This is a genomic window from Pseudomonas sp. dw_358 (assembly GCF_018449655.1).
Classification (GTDB): domain Bacteria; phylum Pseudomonadota; class Gammaproteobacteria; order Pseudomonadales; family Pseudomonadaceae; genus Aquipseudomonas.
Genome location: NZ_JAAVUX010000030.1, coordinates 1 through 16,085 on the forward strand (window position 1 = coordinate 1; position 16,085 = coordinate 16,085).

9 protein-coding genes and 1 rRNA gene are annotated in these 16,085 nt (G+C 61.4%); 7 read left to right on the plus strand and 3 right to left on the minus strand.

Annotated elements, in window-relative coordinates:
* A partial coding sequence (locus HB675_RS25385) for an immunoglobulin-like domain-containing protein (protein ID WP_213881920.1) occupies window positions 1–5,568 on the plus strand: 5,568 nt, incomplete at its 5' end.
* A gap of 88 nt (window positions 5,569–5,656) precedes the next feature.
* Window positions 5,657–5,995, plus strand: a complete 339-nt coding sequence (locus tag HB675_RS25390; RefSeq protein ID WP_213881921.1) for a tryptophan synthase subunit beta — start codon at window positions 5,657–5,659, stop codon at window positions 5,993–5,995.
* Window position 5,996: 1 nt separating this feature from the next.
* Here HB675_RS25390 and lapD read toward each other — a convergent pair whose 3' ends face one another.
* Both lapD and lapG read right to left on the minus strand, forming a co-directional pair.
* Window positions 5,997–7,943 carry a cyclic di-GMP receptor LapD gene (gene lapD, locus HB675_RS25395; RefSeq protein ID WP_213881922.1) on the minus strand — a complete coding sequence of 649 codons (1,947 nt, stop codon included), beginning with the start codon at window positions 7,941–7,943 and terminating at the stop codon, window positions 5,997–5,999.
* Window positions 7,944–7,956: 13 nt separating this feature from the next.
* Window positions 7,957–8,592, minus strand: coding sequence for a cysteine protease LapG (gene lapG / locus HB675_RS25400; RefSeq protein WP_256737677.1), 636 nt, complete (start codon window positions 8,590–8,592; stop codon window positions 7,957–7,959).
* Window positions 8,593–8,967: 375 nt separating this feature from the next.
* Here lapG and HB675_RS25405 point away from each other — a divergent pair, with 375 nt between their 5' ends.
* The 5 genes from HB675_RS25405 (at window position 8,968) to HB675_RS25425 (ending at window position 15,810) form a co-directional block, all read left to right on the plus strand.
* A complete protein-coding gene (locus HB675_RS25405; RefSeq protein ID WP_213881924.1) occupies window positions 8,968–9,603 on the plus strand; it encodes a GntR family transcriptional regulator in 636 nt (211 codons plus the stop codon).
* 612 nt (window positions 9,604–10,215) lie between these two features.
* On the plus strand, window positions 10,216–10,983 hold the full coding sequence (locus HB675_RS25410) for a DUF3050 domain-containing protein (RefSeq protein ID WP_213881925.1): 768 nt from the start codon (window positions 10,216–10,218) through the stop codon (window positions 10,981–10,983).
* Complete coding sequence (locus HB675_RS25415; protein WP_213881926.1) at window positions 10,980–11,921, plus strand: diiron oxygenase; 942 nt, start codon at window positions 10,980–10,982, stop codon at window positions 11,919–11,921. The genes HB675_RS25410 and HB675_RS25415 overlap by 4 nt, the downstream gene beginning before the upstream one ends.
* The gene (locus tag HB675_RS25420) at window positions 11,918–15,319 is read left to right on the plus strand and encodes a non-ribosomal peptide synthetase (RefSeq protein ID WP_213881927.1); all 3,402 of its coding nucleotides are present in this window, start codon (window positions 11,918–11,920) and stop codon (window positions 15,317–15,319) included. Before HB675_RS25415 ends, HB675_RS25420 begins: the two co-directional genes overlap by 4 nt.
* Window positions 15,320–15,342: 23 nt before the next feature.
* On the plus strand, window positions 15,343–15,810 hold the full coding sequence (locus tag HB675_RS25425) for an SRPBCC family protein (RefSeq protein ID WP_213881928.1): 468 nt from the start codon (window positions 15,343–15,345) through the stop codon (window positions 15,808–15,810).
* Between the two features lie 76 nt (window positions 15,811–15,886).
* Here the strand turns inward: HB675_RS25425 and rrf are convergent.
* Window positions 15,887–16,002, minus strand: a 5S ribosomal RNA gene (gene rrf, locus HB675_RS25430).
* Between the last annotated feature and the right edge of the window lie 83 nt (window positions 16,003–16,085).

Here is a 16,085-nt window from a genome sequence, read left to right on the forward strand (position 1 = left end):
AACGCGGCGCAGACGCCGGTCACCCTGACCCTGTCCAACAACCAGACCATCACCATCGACGCCGGCAAAACCGTCGGCACGGTGGATGTGCCGACGGCCGCCAACGATGTCTACATCGACGCCCACACCGTCAGCACCACCATCACCGCCGCCAGCGGCGGCAACTTTGAAAACCTGGTACCGGACCAGACCGCAGCCGTCACGCAGGTCACCGATTCCATTGACACCACCACGGTCAGCCTTGCTGGTTCCGCCACGGTCACCGAAGGTCAGGATGCGACCTATACCCTGACCCTGACCAACCCGCCGCAGACCGACGTGACAGTGCAACTGGCCTACAGCGGTGTTGCCGCCGATGGCACTGACTTCAAGGGCGTGACCTCCGTCACCATCCCTGCCGGTACCACTACGCCTTATGCCTTCGCCGTGCAGACCATCGACAACAACATCGTCGACGGTGCCCGCAGCTTCACCATCAGCGTGGTCAACCCCACCGGCGGCAACTACGAGAACCTGGTGCCAGCGGCCAACGCCTCCAGTGTCACCACCACCATTCTCGACAATGATGTGCCCGTCACCGGCACGCCGAACGCCACCGGTTTCGAAGACACGTCGCTGGCCATCACCTGGAGCGATTTCGCGGTCACCTCGACCGTCAGCGCCAGCCTGACCCAGGGCGTGATCATTACCTCGCTGCCCGCCAACGGCGTGCTGCAATACGAAACTTCGCCGGGCGTGTGGACCAACGTCACCCAGGCCGACATCACCAACGGCACGGTCTTCAGCAAGGCCGACATCGATGCCGGCAAACTGCAGTTCGTGCCTGCCGCCAACGAATCGGGCGACAGCAGCTACGCGGGAACCGGCGTGGGCAACATGCAGCATGACTATGCGGATATCGGCTTCAAGCCGGTGGCCGGCACCGAGGTGGGTGCCACGGCCACCATGACCGTGGATATCCACCCGGTCTCCGACGTTCCGGTCATCGATTTCAGTGGCGCCGGGCAATTCCTGTTCGCCAACTTCGAGAACGTCCCGGTCAACACCCTTGGCTTCCTCCCGGTGTCCACCGTCGGTGGCGCGGGTGTGTGGAACACTCACAACATCGAAGGCACGGTGGAAATCGGCCAAGCCAATACCCTGTACGGTGTGACCAACAGCGCCAGCCAGGTCATCGAGCTGGAGCAGAACAAGGGCGACGCTGCCGACTTGTACACCACCATCGCCACCCGGGCCGGTGCGACTTACCAGATCGATGTCGACTATGCGGCCCGCGAAGGCCACACCGGCGACTCGGTCATCAATGTCTACTGGGGCACGGTGCTCGTCGGTACACTCGACAGCGCCAGCACCACCATGACCCACTACACCTTCCAGGTGCCGGTGGACACGACCGGTAACGCCGTACTGACGTTCCAGGCGGCCGACAGCAACTCCTACGGCGGCCTGATGGACAACATCGCGGTCAGCGAGGTGCGCAACAGCGGCCTGGAAGACCACGCGATCCTGTTGTCCAACATCACGGCCACCAGCGTCGACACCGACGGTTCGGAAACCATCAAGCTGTTCCTGTCCGGCCTGCCCGAAGGCTCGGTGATCACTGACGGCACGGCGGCCCACACCGTGACCATCAGCAGCGCCAGCCAGTCGGTGGAAATCGAAGGTTGGAACACCAGCAACCTGCTGTTCACCGGCCCGAAAGACTTCAACGGCACCGTGACCGCGCTGGTCACCGCCATCGACAACGACGGCGTCGCCACGCCGGTGACGTCCACCAAAAACCTGGTCATCACCGTGGCTGCCGTGGACGATGCCCCGGTGATCGACCATACCGGGGGTGGTACCAGCACGTTCGTCAGTACCTTCACCGAAGATCAGGCCGCCGTCACCGTGGCCGCCGACCTGCATCTGAGCGATGTCGACAATAGCACCCTCAAAGGCGCCACCATCACCCTGGCCGCCGCCAGCAGCGATGACGTCCTGACCTTTGGCGTGAGCAATTCGGCCATCAGCGAGACCACCACCACGAACGCCGACGGCAGCCGTGTGATCACCCTGAGCGGCGAAGCCTCGCTGGCCGATTACCAGGCCGTTCTGGAGTCGCTGCAATACAGTAACAGCAGCCAGAATCCGAGCAGCGACGACCGCGAAATCACCATCACGGTCAACGATGGCAGCGTGGACTCCACCGCTGCCACCGCCGTGGTGCATGTAGTCCCCGTGGACGACGCGCCAGTGGCCCTGGGCGGCACCGTGCAAGGCAACGAAGACAGCGCGATCACCCTCCAGTGGTCGAGCTTGAACATCAGCGACGTGGACAGCCCGTCAAGTGCACTGGGTATCGCCATTACCCAACTGCCGGCGAACGGCGTACTCCAGGTTGAAAATTCCAGCGGCACCTGGGTGACCTTGACCCAGGCCGACGTCACCAACGGCAACTGGATCAGCAAGGCGGCCATTGATGCCGGCGAACTGCGCTTCGTGCCGGACAGCAATGAGTCCAGCGGCACCCAGAGCGGTGTGGGCAACCTTGATCAGGTCTACGCACAGATCCAGTTCACCCCCACCGACGGCACCACCACCGGCGCGGCCGCAACCCTGAATGTCCAGGTCACGCCGATTGCCGATGCACCAACCGTGACCCAAGGCACCGACGCAATTGTTTCCACCGGCCTGACCAAGCAGACCTGGGTGGGTACTATCAGCGGCCTGGGCACCGGCGGTGGCGGCGCTGATGCCGCGACCTTGATCAGCAAGATCGGCTCCACCGCCGTGGCGGCCAATAGCAGCACCCACGCCACCGACGTGAACGCCGCGACGGTCACCCAGGGCGTGGCCTCGAAAACCAGCGGCCTGATCTACCTGGAAGCCGGCCACACCTACACCTTCAGCGGCACCGCCGATGACAGCCTGGCCGTAACCGTAGGCGGCACCACCGTGGCTCAAGCCACCTGGGCCAACAACAGCGGCACCCTCACCAGTTCCACTTACACCCCGCTGGAAACCGGCTACTACACGCTGGATATCTACCACTACAACCAGAACGGCCCGGGCAACTACGACGTCAAGCTCTCGGTAGACGGCGCCAACGCTGTAGAACTGGGCAGCTCGACCGCGCCGACCTACACCAGCATCAGCGACCTTACCCATCAAGGCGTGACCGTTGTCGCCCACGTCGACAGCAATGGCGAAGGCCATTACGCCGGTTACCAGTTGAACGAAGGCGCGGAAAATACTGCGATCAAGCTCAGCAGCGTGACCGCGACCTTCACCGACAACGATGGCTCGGAAAATCACACCGTGGCCATCAACGGCGTGCCGACCGGCGCGACAATCACCGACGGTACCCACACCTCGACTACCAGCGGCACGGTCGATGTCACTGGCTGGGACCTGACCAAACTGAGCGTGACGCCGGCCACCGGTTTCGTCGGTACCTTCGACCTGACCGTGACCGCTACCGCCACGGAAACTGCCAACCTGAGCAGCACGGCGTCCAACTCCACTGTGATTCACGTCACTGTGGACGCGGTAGACCAGGCACCCGTGGCCACCGGCGGCACCGTCAGCGGCAACGAAAACACCGCGCTGACCCTGAACTGGTCGGACTTCCACGTCACCGACAACGACAGTTCGCCGAGCTCACTGGGCATCACCATCAGCAAACTGCCGGTGGATGGCGTCCTGCAGGTCGAGAACGCCAGCGGCACCTGGGTCACCCTGACCCAGGCCGATGTCACCAACGGCAACTGGATCAGCAAAGCCACCATTGATGCCGGTGAACTGCGCTTCGTGCCAGACGCCTACGAGTCGGGCAACAGCAGCTTCAGCGGCACCGGCGTGGGCAACCAGCAAGCCGACTACGCCACGTTCCAATACGCCCCCACCGATGGTCTCACCACCGGTACCGCCGCCACCATGACCGTGGACATTGCCCCGGCCAGCTACGTCAGCATCGATGGCACCACCCCGGCGGCAGCCGGCGTCAACACCATTGAAGTGGCGGACTCGACCGGCGCCATCGTGCAAGGCCAGAGCTACAACGTCGCTTTTGTCGTGGATACCTCGGGCAGCATCGGCAGCACCGCCATGCAGACTATCAAGGACCAGCTGACCAGCCTGTTCCAGACCCTGTCCAGCAACGCGGCCAAAGACGGCTCCGGCGTGGTCAAAGTGTTGCTGGTGGACTTCGACACCAAGGTCGAGTCTCAGGTCTCGGTGACCTTCAGTTCCGATACCACCCAGCAGGCTGCCGCGCTGAGCCAGTTGCAGACCGTGATCAACAACATGGTCTCGCACTCCTACGACGTGACCAACTACGAGGACGCCCTCAAGGCCACGGCGAACTGGTTCAACAGCAGCAGCGTCACCGCAAACGCCAATAACGTCACCTACTTCATCACCGACGGTGCACCCAATACCTACGGCAAAGACGTCAGCACCGCCATTGGCCTGTTGCCGAGCGAGACTTTCGACTCGCTGGTCAACACCAACAATTACACACTCGGCCAGACCACGGCGCTGTATGCCACGGTCGACGGCGTTGCCAACCGCCTGGTGGTCGACGCCAGCGGCCAAGTTCACAGCTATGCGACCACCACCACCGGTACCGGCACGGTCATCGGTTATGTCGAGGCGGACGGCGTTGGCGGCTATGACGTGGTCAAGACCACCACGCCGAACACCACGGCCGGGCAGGTCACGGTCAACAGCGAATCGAGCGATGCCTACAAGCTGCTGACCGCCGACCACCTGGACATGACTGTCCATGCCATCGGTATTGGGAGCAGCATCCAGTCCGCTGTGTTGAATACCTATGACACCACAGGCAAAGCGCAGACCGGGGTCGACGTCAGCAACCTGGACAACGCCGTGCAGGGCCACTATAGCGCTACCGGCAACGACACGCTGCTGGGCAACGACGGCAATGACATCCTGTTCGGCGACCTGATCACCTTCACCAAGGCCGACGGCACAACCGTACAAGGCACCGAAGCGCTCAAGGCTTTCGCCGGTGTGAGCACTGACAGCGCGTTGCACCAGTACATCACCGACCACCTGGCCGAGACGATTGCGCTGAGTAACAACTCCAACCCCCACGGCGTGACCGAGGGCAACGACATCCTCAAGGGCGGTTCCGGCAACGACATCCTGTTCGGCCAAGGCGGCAACGACACCCTGGACGGCGGCAGCGGCAACGACATCCTGATCGGTGGCTCGGGCAACAATACGCTGACCGGAGGCAGCGGCGCCGACACCTTCATGTTCGCCAAGGGCAACACCGGCAACAACGAGATCACCGACTTCAAGGCCAGCGAGGGCGATCGCCTTGACCTGCATGATCTGCTGCAGGGCGAGAACGACAGCAACCTGAGCAACTACTTGAAGATCACCACCGACTCGACCGGCACGTCGACCTTGCAGGTCAGCAGCACCGGTGCGTTCACCTCGGCTGGCGGCGGGACGGCCGACTTGACCATCAAGCTCGACGGTAACAATTGGTCGCACACCACCGTCAATGCGTTGGTGGCCGGCGCCGATCCGACGGTCAAGGTAGACCACCACTGATCACGGCGTTTGCCTATAGTCAGTCAATACGCTGCGGGCCTGGCCCGCGGCGTCGTTTTTTCCAAGGATTGCCCGATGGAGAGTCGAGATGTTTTACGTGCAGCGTGACGTTGAAGGGCAGCTGATGCGGGTCGAGGCGGCGGAGTATCCCGAAGCCACTGAAACCCTGGCGGCTGACCATCACGAAATCCAGGCGTGGTTTGCCAATGATGTGGTGCAAAACAGCCTGAAGCAGCTCAAGCAGAGCGACCTGGACATGATCCGGGTACTGGACGACCTGATTCAGGTGTTGACCACCCAGGGCGTGATTCGCGTCACCGACCTGCCGCCGGCGGCGCAGGCCAAATTGATGGACCGCACCAACGCGCGGGTGGCGCTGGGTGGTCTGACGGATTTGATCAATGATGATGAGCCGGGGTTGATCTAGGTCAGCGCCAAGGTGCCGGGTCGCCGATCAAGCGGCCTTGAACCCCTGAAACACCCATCTCCCGGATAACACTCAACTCCCCTTCTGTTTCCACCCGCTCGGCGATCAGTGGCAGGTCGATGCTGTGCGCGGCCCGCTGGATGGCTTCGATGAACAGGCGCTTGTGGCTCTCCTGATCGATGGCACGAATGTAGCTGCCGTCGATTTTCAGATAGGCCAGGCCAAGGTGGGCCAGGTTGCCGATCATGCTGAAGCGTCCGCCAAAGCGCTGCAGGCTCAAGCCGTAGCCCAGGCTGCGCAGGCGCCGGGTCAGCGCTTCGAGGGCAGCTTGCTCCGGCAGCTGTTCTTCGCCGATTTCCAGGGTCAGGCGTGGACCGAGGTCGGGCAATTCGGCCAGCAGGGCGAAAATCCGTTCCATCGTTGCCGAGTCGGCCAGGGTCGCGGCGGAGAGGTTCACTGCCAGCGCATCACTGTGGGTCTGCAGGTGTTTGAGCACCATGGCCAGCATCATCTCGTCCAGCCGCGGCAACCAGCCGAAACGCTCGAGCCAAGGCAGGAAACGCCCGGCGACGATGGCCTGGCCCTGCTCATCCAGGAGTCGCGAGACGACTTTGTAGTGCAGCAACCGAGCGGTGGGATCGCTTTGCACCACCGGTTGGAAAAACAGCTGTACGTGACCCTTGGAGAGCGCACGATCCAGCAGTTGGCGCCAGGCGTGATGGTCGTCTTCCACGACCTGCACCACGCTGTGTTCAAGGCACACCCAACTGCGTTCGCCGCTGCTTTCGGCTTGCGCCAGCGCCTGGTCGGCCAGTTTGAGCAAGACCTGCGGATCGTCGCCGGGCAGGTAGGCGGCCAGCCCCAAGTGGGCCACCGGCAGCAGATCGCTGGCGCCGGTGTCATACAGGCTGTGCAGGGTCGTTTCCAGCTCCTGAGCCCATTGAACCGCCTCGGCCTGCACCATCCCGGGTGCCAGCACAGCGAACTCGCCGCCGCGGCTGCGGGTGATGAGGTTCTGGGTCTCCGGGTAGCGCACACAGGTGCGCACCAGTTGCTGCCCGACTGCTTGCAATAGCTGGTCGGTGCGCTGGCCGCCGAGGCGCTGGTTGAGACCGGCCAGATCATTGACCCGCAGGATCAACAGGTAGCCAGCACGTGACTCTTCGGCTGCACTGACTCGGTCGTGCAGCTGCATCTCGAAATAGCGCCGGTTGGCCAGGCCCGTGAGGCTGTCCTGGTAAGATTCCACTCGCAACTTTTCGCTGCGCTCGGTCTGCTCACGGAACAGTGCCTTGAGCTTCTCGACCATCTGGTTCATCGCCGACACCACGCGGCGGATCTCCGGGGTGGTGGGCAAATCGGGCAAGCTGAAGAATTCACGCCGCGCGATGGCGTGGGACTGCTCGACCAACAGGTCCAGAGGACGCAGTTGCCGACGCAGAATCAAGGCGCCGACGATACCACTGAGAATCCCGCACAACAGCAACCAGCCGAGACTGCCCAGGGCGCTGTCCCACAGCTTGGCCAAGGCAAACATCGGGTGGCTGATGACTTCGACCCGCGCCGCCTGCTGCCAGCCGCGACTGACGATGGCGTCGCCGCCCGCCGGGTCCAGGCCGATCAGACGCACGAACCAGCCAGGCACATCGCCTTCGCCAGGGTCGGCATGGCGCTCGACCATGACCTTGCCGTCAGCCAGATTGATCACCCGAATGCTGGTGTAGTAACCGCTGTCGAAAATCGATGAGACCATGATTTCGACCATGGCCGGATCATCGATATTGGGGGTCAGCGACAAAGCCAGCGACGTCGCCGCATCCTGAGCATGGGAGCGCAGTTGGTTGACGTACTGCGCCCGTGAGCTCTCCAGGCTGACCATGAAACTGCCGGTGAAGGCGACCACCAGAAACAGACAAATCGCGAGCAACAACTGTTTGAACAGAGACATCGGTGCTCCTGAATTAATTTTCCGACTCGACGGGGAAGCCTTCGGCGGCCATTTTGTGCAACACGTCCTGCCAGCGCGACAGGCGCTTGCTGTCGCCCACTTTTTTATTGCCCGCAGAACCGGTCAGCCACAGCCCTTCACCGTTGAAGGAGTAGACCGGCAACAGGTCGGGGCGGTCACTGGCCATCTTGATCGGGTCCATCAGACTGTCGAGTACCAGTGGCACGGCATTGGGTGTCGCATAATAGGTCAAGACCATGTGCGCGCGGTTCTGAGTCAGCGCCTTGACGTAGGTGATGCGCAATTTCTCGGCGGCGACGCCCAGATGACGCAGGCTGAAGTACTTGGCAATGGCGTAGTCTTCGCAGTCGCCGGCACCTTTCCAGAGCGCCTCGACGGGGGTTTCCCAATAGTCCACCACGCCCCACAGGTCGATGTCTTCGGTGTAGACCATCTGGTGGTTGAAGAACAGGTTGACCACCTTGAGCTTCTCCACCTCGGTGTCCTGCTTCTGGGTAGCCAACAGGTTTTGCCAGGCATCGATACGCTGCTGGCCAGCGCCGAGCGGCCCGTAGAGGGCGGTGGCCTTGCGGCTGATGGAAGTGAAGTCCCAGTCGGCCTGCAGCGCCAGCGGCAACAGGACGAACAGCAGCGATAGCGGCCCGAGCCAGTGCCCGTAGCGGCGCAGTAATGCTTTGATGGGAGGGCTGAGCGCCAAGGCGAGCATCCGGACTACTGTGTGGGATCTCGCGCATGGTGAGCGCTGCCAAGGCAAAAGACAATGGCACTCGCGCCACCTTCCGTCCGTCCTGCTGGTCATTTTTCAGCCAGCGATCTGAAAGCGTGTAAAAGACCCTAGAATCCGGGTGAGAAGGCTTGGGCAACTCCCTGCAGGTATGTAAAACTTAGCTTGGATAAACGGCCTATTTCGGCCGGCCAAGCAGGATTGGGGGGCTGAAGTCGCGTGGCAGAAAAATCCGTTCGTTTGAGCAGTATTCTCGACATTGAACAAGTTCCAGCCCACATGGCCAGGTCAGTGATCGAAGAGCGTTTGCGTAACGCTATTCTCGACGGTCGTCTGCCCTGCGGTCTGGCGCTGCGTCAGCAAGAGCTGGCCACCCTGTTCGGTGTCAGCCGCATGCCAGTGCGAGAAGCCCTGCGCCAGCTAGAAGCCCAGGGCCTGTTGCAAGTGGTGCATCACAAGGGCGCCGTGGTAGCTCCGCTGATCACCGGCGACGCTGCGGAAACCTATGGGTTGCGCATTCTGCTGGAAAGCGAAGCCCTGCGCCTGTCGATCCCTCGTCTGCGCGAGGCTGACTTCGACACCGCGTTGACCATCATCGAGGCTCTTGAGCAGGAAACCGACTTCAAGGAGATGGGCCGGCTCAATCGCTTGTTCCATATGGCGCTGTACAGCCAGGCCCCCAACCAGCGGCTGCTGCGCCTTGCCGAGCAGGGCCTGGCCGAAGAGGAACGCTTCCTGCGCTTCAATCTGTCGGCGATGGGGCTGGGCAAGTTGTCCCAAGACGATCACCGCGACCTGCTCGCTGCCGTCCGCCAACGTGACACCACGCTGGCAGTCGAATTACTGACCCTCCATTTGCAGCGCGGGATCGACGCCATCACCCGCTACCTCAGCCAAGGCGGCACCCACGACTGATTCGATCGCTGGCCGCAATGGCCGGCGAGCAGTGCTCTCTCCTCTCTTCTTCCCATGTGAAACACACCCCCTACCGGTAGCCTGCTGCCTACGCCGAACACTAGGATGGCTGCATTGCGGGTCGATGCGCCGGAATCCGGCGTCACACGCCAACCCGACAAGGAGGGTTAGACCACCAGGCTTGCCAGCCACCTGCATTGGCCAGCGCCCTTTCAAATAAACACCGCCCCACTTGCCCATGCTGGGTGTCCAGCGTGAACGTGCCATTTGCCCTGAATTCATTTTGATAGTGAATCTATTGAAAGGGACACTCACGCCACAATAAAACAACTTGTGTTTGTTTTAACGGATGCCTGCAACTTTAAGAAACCGCGTCATTAACTTTTCAGAAAAAGTACTTGGCAGCCACCGACAAACTGAACTAAGTTTTTCTCACCAGCGGGCAACCCCTTGCCGGCTGGGCCTGTCGTACTGACAGGGTATTTGCCGATGCCGGCAAATCATTGCATCAGTCTTGAGTGTCCCGTCTTTCATGCACGGCGCAGGCGTTCGCCTCGACGCGGCCTGATCGGTCCACAACAGCGCCATCAACCTCATCAAGGAAGTTTGATTATGCCGCCACTTGACCAGCAACTTTCCCACGACAAACTTGAACTGTCACACCACCCGATATTTTCCGAAATTGATGCACTTCCGCGCCTCAGACGGTTTATGGAAGTGCATGTATTTGCGGTCTGGGACTTCATGTCGCTGACCAAGCGCCTGCAACAGGAACTGACCTGTGTACAACTGCCCTGGCTACCACCGGCTGATCCCCGAGCGGCTCGGCTCATCAACGAAATCGTGCTGGGCGAAGAAACCGACGATCATCTCGAGCATGGCCATTACAGCCATTTCGAGTTGTACCTCGACGCCATGCGGGAAATCGGTGCGAGCACCGACAAGATCGAACGTTTCATCGCGCTGCAGCGCGGCGGCATGCATCACCTCACCGCACTTCAAGCGGTGGGTGCCGATCCGGCGGCGATGGCGTTCGTGCGCAATACCCTGGACACCGCCCTGCATGCACCAGGCCATTGTGTGGCGGCTGCCTTTCTGCACGGTCGAGAGAGCGTCATTCCGCCGATGTTTCAACGCTTGCTGGATGACTGCGACGTAGGTGCCGATCAGGCCCCGACTTTTCGTTATTACCTGCAACGGCACATCGAAGTCGACAGCGAAGATCATGGCCCGGCAGCCGAGCAATTGTTGGCCCGCCTGATCGCCGGCGACCCGCAACGCGAGCATGAAGTGTACCGCGCGGCCATCGACGCAGTGGCCAGTCGCAGGGCGCTTTGGGACGGCCTTCGGCAAAGCCTGTTGACGGAGGTGGCGGCATGAACGCCTGTGAATACCAGTCATTTGCCGAGACCTGGGAGGCACGGGCGACCATTCGCACGCGACCGCGGCGGATGCTTGAAGACGATGACCGACTGATCTACCCACTCAGCCGGCAGCCCTTGGCGTTGAGTGCCGCCTTTGTCGACACCTGTCCGCAACTGCGCGATTTCGTGCTGGTGCAGAGCCTGTACAAATTCATCAACGACGTGGTGATTTTTGAAACGGAGATCGTCGACAAGACGGCGCGCAACATTGCCAAAAACCGGTTTGCCATCGAGTTTCCGTTTGCCTGTCGGTATGACGCCATGACCGTGGTGGTGGACGAGGACTATCACGCCCTCGTCGCCATGGACTTCATGCAGCAAGCGCGCACCCTCACGGGTATAGAGCCTATCGAACTGCCAGGCGAGATTGAATTGAGCCGGGCCATTCCTGCTGCCGTGCAACTGGCTCCGCCGCCGCTTCGCGATGCCATGGAGCTGATCTGCGTGGCGATCGCCGAGAGCACGGTGACCAATGATGTCGCCGCATTTGCCCGCGACGACACGGTCAAGGCATCGGTCAAGGGGTTGATGGCGGACCACCTGCTGGACGAAGGACGACACTCGGGTTTCTGGGCCCGGCTGGTGAGCATCTACTGGCAAGGGGCGCCAGCAGATGACCGCCAGACGCTTGCGCAGATTTTGCCGACCTTTATCCGCCAGTACCTGACCAACGACATCCAGCAAGCCTTCGACCTGCGCCTGATCGACAGTCTGCCGGTGAGCGCCACTGTTCGTCGCAGGCTGGTGAGCGAGGTCGCCGGCGTGGCATTTCCAGTCAACTACCAGCATCCCATGGTGGCCAATATCATGCGTTTCTTCCGCACCAGCGGCATGCTCGAACATGCCTGTGTGCAGGCTGCGCTGAGGGACTATGTCCCGGGGAGGGCAGCATGAAACGGCTCGATATCACGCTGCTCGGGGTGACCGAAACCTTGGGCAGGCTGGCCACGGAACTGCGTGAGCATGGGCACCGCATCACACAGTGCACGACGGCAGCAGTGGAGGCCGGCGACGTGTTGATTGCCGACGGCAGCCTGAAGTGCCCAGCAGCCTGGGCCGGCGAGCAGTTACATGTGCGGATCAGCCTGGGGCCTGTCGATGCAAGCGGCCTGCCGCCACTGGAGCTATTGTGCTGGCGGGGACACGGATGTGAGCAGCGCCTGCTGTGGTGTCAGGCGGTCGGGGCCACCGACAGTGGCAACGGCCGCGAGCAAGTTGACCTGGCGCGCGAGGCGCTGGTGTCGGCAGTGACGTTGCTCATCAGCGGCCAGAGCCGTGACGGCCAATGGTTAGAGCAGATGAGCAGCGTCCAGCCCTCTCGTCACACTGTGCCTTCAGGTTTGCTGGCGTTGGAAAGTCTGGCCTTCCAGCATCGCTACAACCGTACTGCACGCCCGGACTTGCTCGCCGTTGCCGAACAGCCTCTCAGTCAGCGACTGCTGGAGAGCCTTGAGCGCTTTGCCGAGCGGCCGGCATTACAGTTCGAGGAACGATGCCTGAGCTTTGCCGAGCTGCAGCAGCTGGCCGCCTCCGTACAACAGCAGCTGCTGGGCCGGCTGCCGGTGGGGGAAAGCGGGGATGTCATCATCGGTGTCTGCCTGCCCCGCTCGCCGCTGCTCTACGCCACTATCCTCGCGGTGCTGGCCAGCGGCGCGGTGTACCTGCCCCTGGACCCTGCGCAACCGCTGCAGCGTCAGCAATTCATCCTGGAGAATGCGGGCGCGGTGTTGTTGCTCCATGACGGTACTCACCCGTTGGCGGGTGAAATCAGCCTGGCACTCCATAGCCATGCAGACGAAACGGCTGTGCTGCTTGGCGGCGCCTGTCACCGTGACGCGGCGTGCATGGCCCTTTACACGTCGGGCACCACCGGTCAGCCCAAGGGGGTATTACTGAGTCAACACAACCTGAGCCATTTCACCGCGTGGTATGCCGATTACGTCGCCTTGGGGGCTCAGAGTCGGGTGTTGCAGTTTTCGACCCTGAGTTTCGATTCCTCGGTGATCGACATCTTTCCCACCCTGCTCAGCGGTGCGTGCCTGGTGGTGCCCAGCGATGATCAGCGGCGCGATCCCTTGCAACTGGTGGAGCTGATTCAGCGCAGCCGCCTCAGCCATGCCTTTCTGCCGCCGGCGCTGCTGAGCCTGTTGCCGCTGGACCGGCCACTGGGCTTGCAGCATGTCATGACCGGGGGCGATGTCTGCGAGCCGTGGGTGATCGAGCGGCTGGCGACGCAGTGTCGACTGTACAACCTGTATGGACCGACAGAGGCCACGGTACTGGTGACGGCAAGACGCATGGAGGCCGGCGATTCGAACCGCTCTCTTGGCGGCCCGATTGCCAACTGTGGCGTACTGATTCTCGACGCGCATCAGCGCCCCGTGGCCGAGGGAGAAAGCGGCGAGATCCACATCGTAGGTGCCGGTGTGGGGCTGGGCTATCTTGGCAACCCGTCCCTGACCGCCGAGCGCTATCCGTGGATCGAGCTACCCGGCGATACGCGAGTACGTGCGTACCGCACCGGTGACATCGGGCGCTGGGGCAAGCAGGGTATCGAGCTCAGCGGCCGATTGGATAATCAGGTGAAGATCCGCGGTTTTCGCGTGGAGCCCGAGGAGATCGAGGGTTGTCTGCGGGACAGCTTGCTCTATCGCCAGGTGGCCGTGGTCATCGACAGTCAGCGACGTATCCTGGCTTTTGTCGCCGAACCCCAGGCAGAAGATGCCCAGGCGCTCCTCAAGGCACACGCCCAGGCTCGACTGCCCGACTACATGCAGCCCACGGTGATCAGCGCACTGCAGCAGTTGCCGTCGGCCAGCAATGGCAAGATTGATCGAAAGGCGTTGCTAACGACGCCCCTGAGCTTCTCGGAGCGGGCACAGCATCGCTTGCCCGCGAACGAAGTCGAGCAACGTCTGCTGGGGCTGTGGAGCGAGCTGCTGGCGTTGTCCGAGGATGAAATCAGCACGGACGAAAGCTTCTTCAACCTGGGCGGCCACTCGATTCTGCTCTCGCAAATGCTGGTGCTGATCCGCGAGCATTTTGGCCGGGGGCTGTCGATCAACCGCTTCATCGAGCAACCCACCTTGATCAATCTCGCAGTGTTGGTCAGTGGCGATGCCGTGGTGGCTTCCAGTGTCAGCGATCAGGCGTATATCGATGCCGAGCGGGAGCTGGGCATCGAGGTCCAGCCCATCAGCCGGATGGGCGACGTGCATAAGGTGATTGTGACCGGGGCCAATGGCTTCGTAGGCGTGCATCTGGTTCAGGCCTTGTTGGAATGGGGAGCGACCGAGGTGGCCTGCCTGGTGCGCGGGGCTTCGCAGGTGATGGCCACTCGGCGTTTCACCGATGCGCTGGCCGACAACCAGCTGGGGCACTTGGATCTGAGCCGTGTGCGCGTCTATGCGGCGGATACCAGCCGGCCACTACTCGGCCTGAACGAGGCTGACTACCGCCGGCTCGACCAAGAGTACGGGGCGTTGGTGCATAACGCGGCGAACGTCAATCACGTGCTGGATTACGATTCGTTGGCAGGCGACAACGTCGACTCGATTTTCGAGTGCCTGAAGTTATGTGAAGGGGCGAGCAAGAAGGTCTTCAACTATGTTTCGACCCTGTCTGCCTGCAGTGCCGTGGATGCCCAGGGACAGGTGCTGGAGCAGCCTGCTGCCGAGACCCCGCCTATCTACATTCGTAACGGCTACAACTTGTCCAAATGGGTTGCCGAGCGCGTGCTGGAGCGGGCCCGACGCCAAGGGGTGCGGGTCAATCTGTACAGGCCGGGCAACATCGGTTTCAACAGTGAGTCAGGTGTGTGCCAGCCCCACCGCAACCGTTTGATGCTGATGCTCAAAGGGTCGTTGCAACTGGGCATGGTTCCGGCACTGGAGCTGAACTTCGACCTGATGCCGGTAGATTTCCTTTCCCGGTTTATCGCGTTTCACAGCAGTCGCTATCAACCGGAGGCTGCAGTGTTCAATCTGCACAACCCTGAACCCTTGAGCTGGGCGGCCTATGTCGAGTCGTTTCGCAGCTGCGGCCTGGCGTTTCAGTGGGTCAGCGTCGAGCAGTGGCAGCGTCAACTCAAACTGGTGGATAGCAGCAATGCGCTGTATGGCGTGCTGGGGTTCTATCTGGACGGTTTCGAAGAAGACATCGGCGATATCTCTCTGATCGGTCATGCCAATGCGGCAGCCGGCCTGCGCCGCATGGGCACCGCGTACCCCGCTAAAACACCGGAGCTACTGGGCACCGGATGCGATTACCTGAAGACCATTCACTTCCTTTGATCCACCCCAACCGGAGTAACACCATGAACGCACTCAAACCCGATACGCTGATCCATAACCCTGAAGGCCGTCGCGTGATTGCCGCTGTGGAGATTCCTGCAGCGGCCATGAGCGTCTGGGGCACCGTAGGTAATTTTGCGGGCTTCGCGACCTTTATTCCTGCGCTGTCGCACACAGAAATGACGGGCAGCGGTCCTGGCTCGGTACGCAAGAAGTTTTTCAAGGACGGCAACGTGGTGATCGAACAGCTGAACAGTCGAGATGACATCCGCTATTGCATGACCTGGAACACGATCCATACCACCTTGCCCGTGGGTAATCTGTGGGCGTCGATGGAGGTGCAAGAACTGGGGGCAGACGCCTGCCGGGCCGTGTGGACGATCATTGCCGAGCCGGTGTTGGCGAACGCCCAGGATATGCCGGGGTTCGAGGCTTTCCTGCAAGGCTTTGCCGATCATGCCATGGCTAACGTGCGCAATCTGTTCGCATGACTCAACGGCGAGGAACCTGTTGCACGCCCTAAAAACAAAACCCCATCTGCTTGCGCAGATGGGGTTTGGAATTGAATCTTGACGATGACCTACTCTCACATGGGGAAACCCCACACTACCATCGGCGATGCATCGTTTCACTGCTGAGTTCGGGATGGGATCAGGTGGTTCCAATGCTCTATGGTCGTCAAGAAATTCTGTGTCGTCGGGTCGTCGCCTAGGCAACGCACCAACAAAAATCGAATGTCTCTACTAAAAACAAAACCCCATCTGCC

What these genes read in the sequence shown, in the direction of transcription:
- HB675_RS25390 (WP_213881921.1), top strand. Translation starts at nt 5,657, where the DNA reads ATGTTTTACGTGCAGCGTGACGTTGAAGGGCAGCTGATGCGGGTCGAG.
- lapD (WP_213881922.1), bottom strand. Translation starts at nt 7,943, where the DNA reads ATGTCTCTGTTCAAACAGTTGTTGCTCGCGATTTGTCTGTTTCTGGTG.
- HB675_RS25405 (WP_213881924.1), top strand. Translation starts at nt 8,968, where the DNA reads ATGGCCAGGTCAGTGATCGAAGAGCGTTTGCGTAACGCTATTCTCGAC.
- HB675_RS25410 (WP_213881925.1), top strand. Translation starts at nt 10,216, where the DNA reads ATGCCGCCACTTGACCAGCAACTTTCCCACGACAAACTTGAACTGTCA.
- HB675_RS25415 (WP_213881926.1), top strand. Translation starts at nt 10,980, where the DNA reads ATGAACGCCTGTGAATACCAGTCATTTGCCGAGACCTGGGAGGCACGG.
- HB675_RS25420 (WP_213881927.1), top strand. Translation starts at nt 11,918, where the DNA reads ATGAAACGGCTCGATATCACGCTGCTCGGGGTGACCGAAACCTTGGGC.
- HB675_RS25425 (WP_213881928.1), top strand. Translation starts at nt 15,343, where the DNA reads ATGAACGCACTCAAACCCGATACGCTGATCCATAACCCTGAAGGCCGT.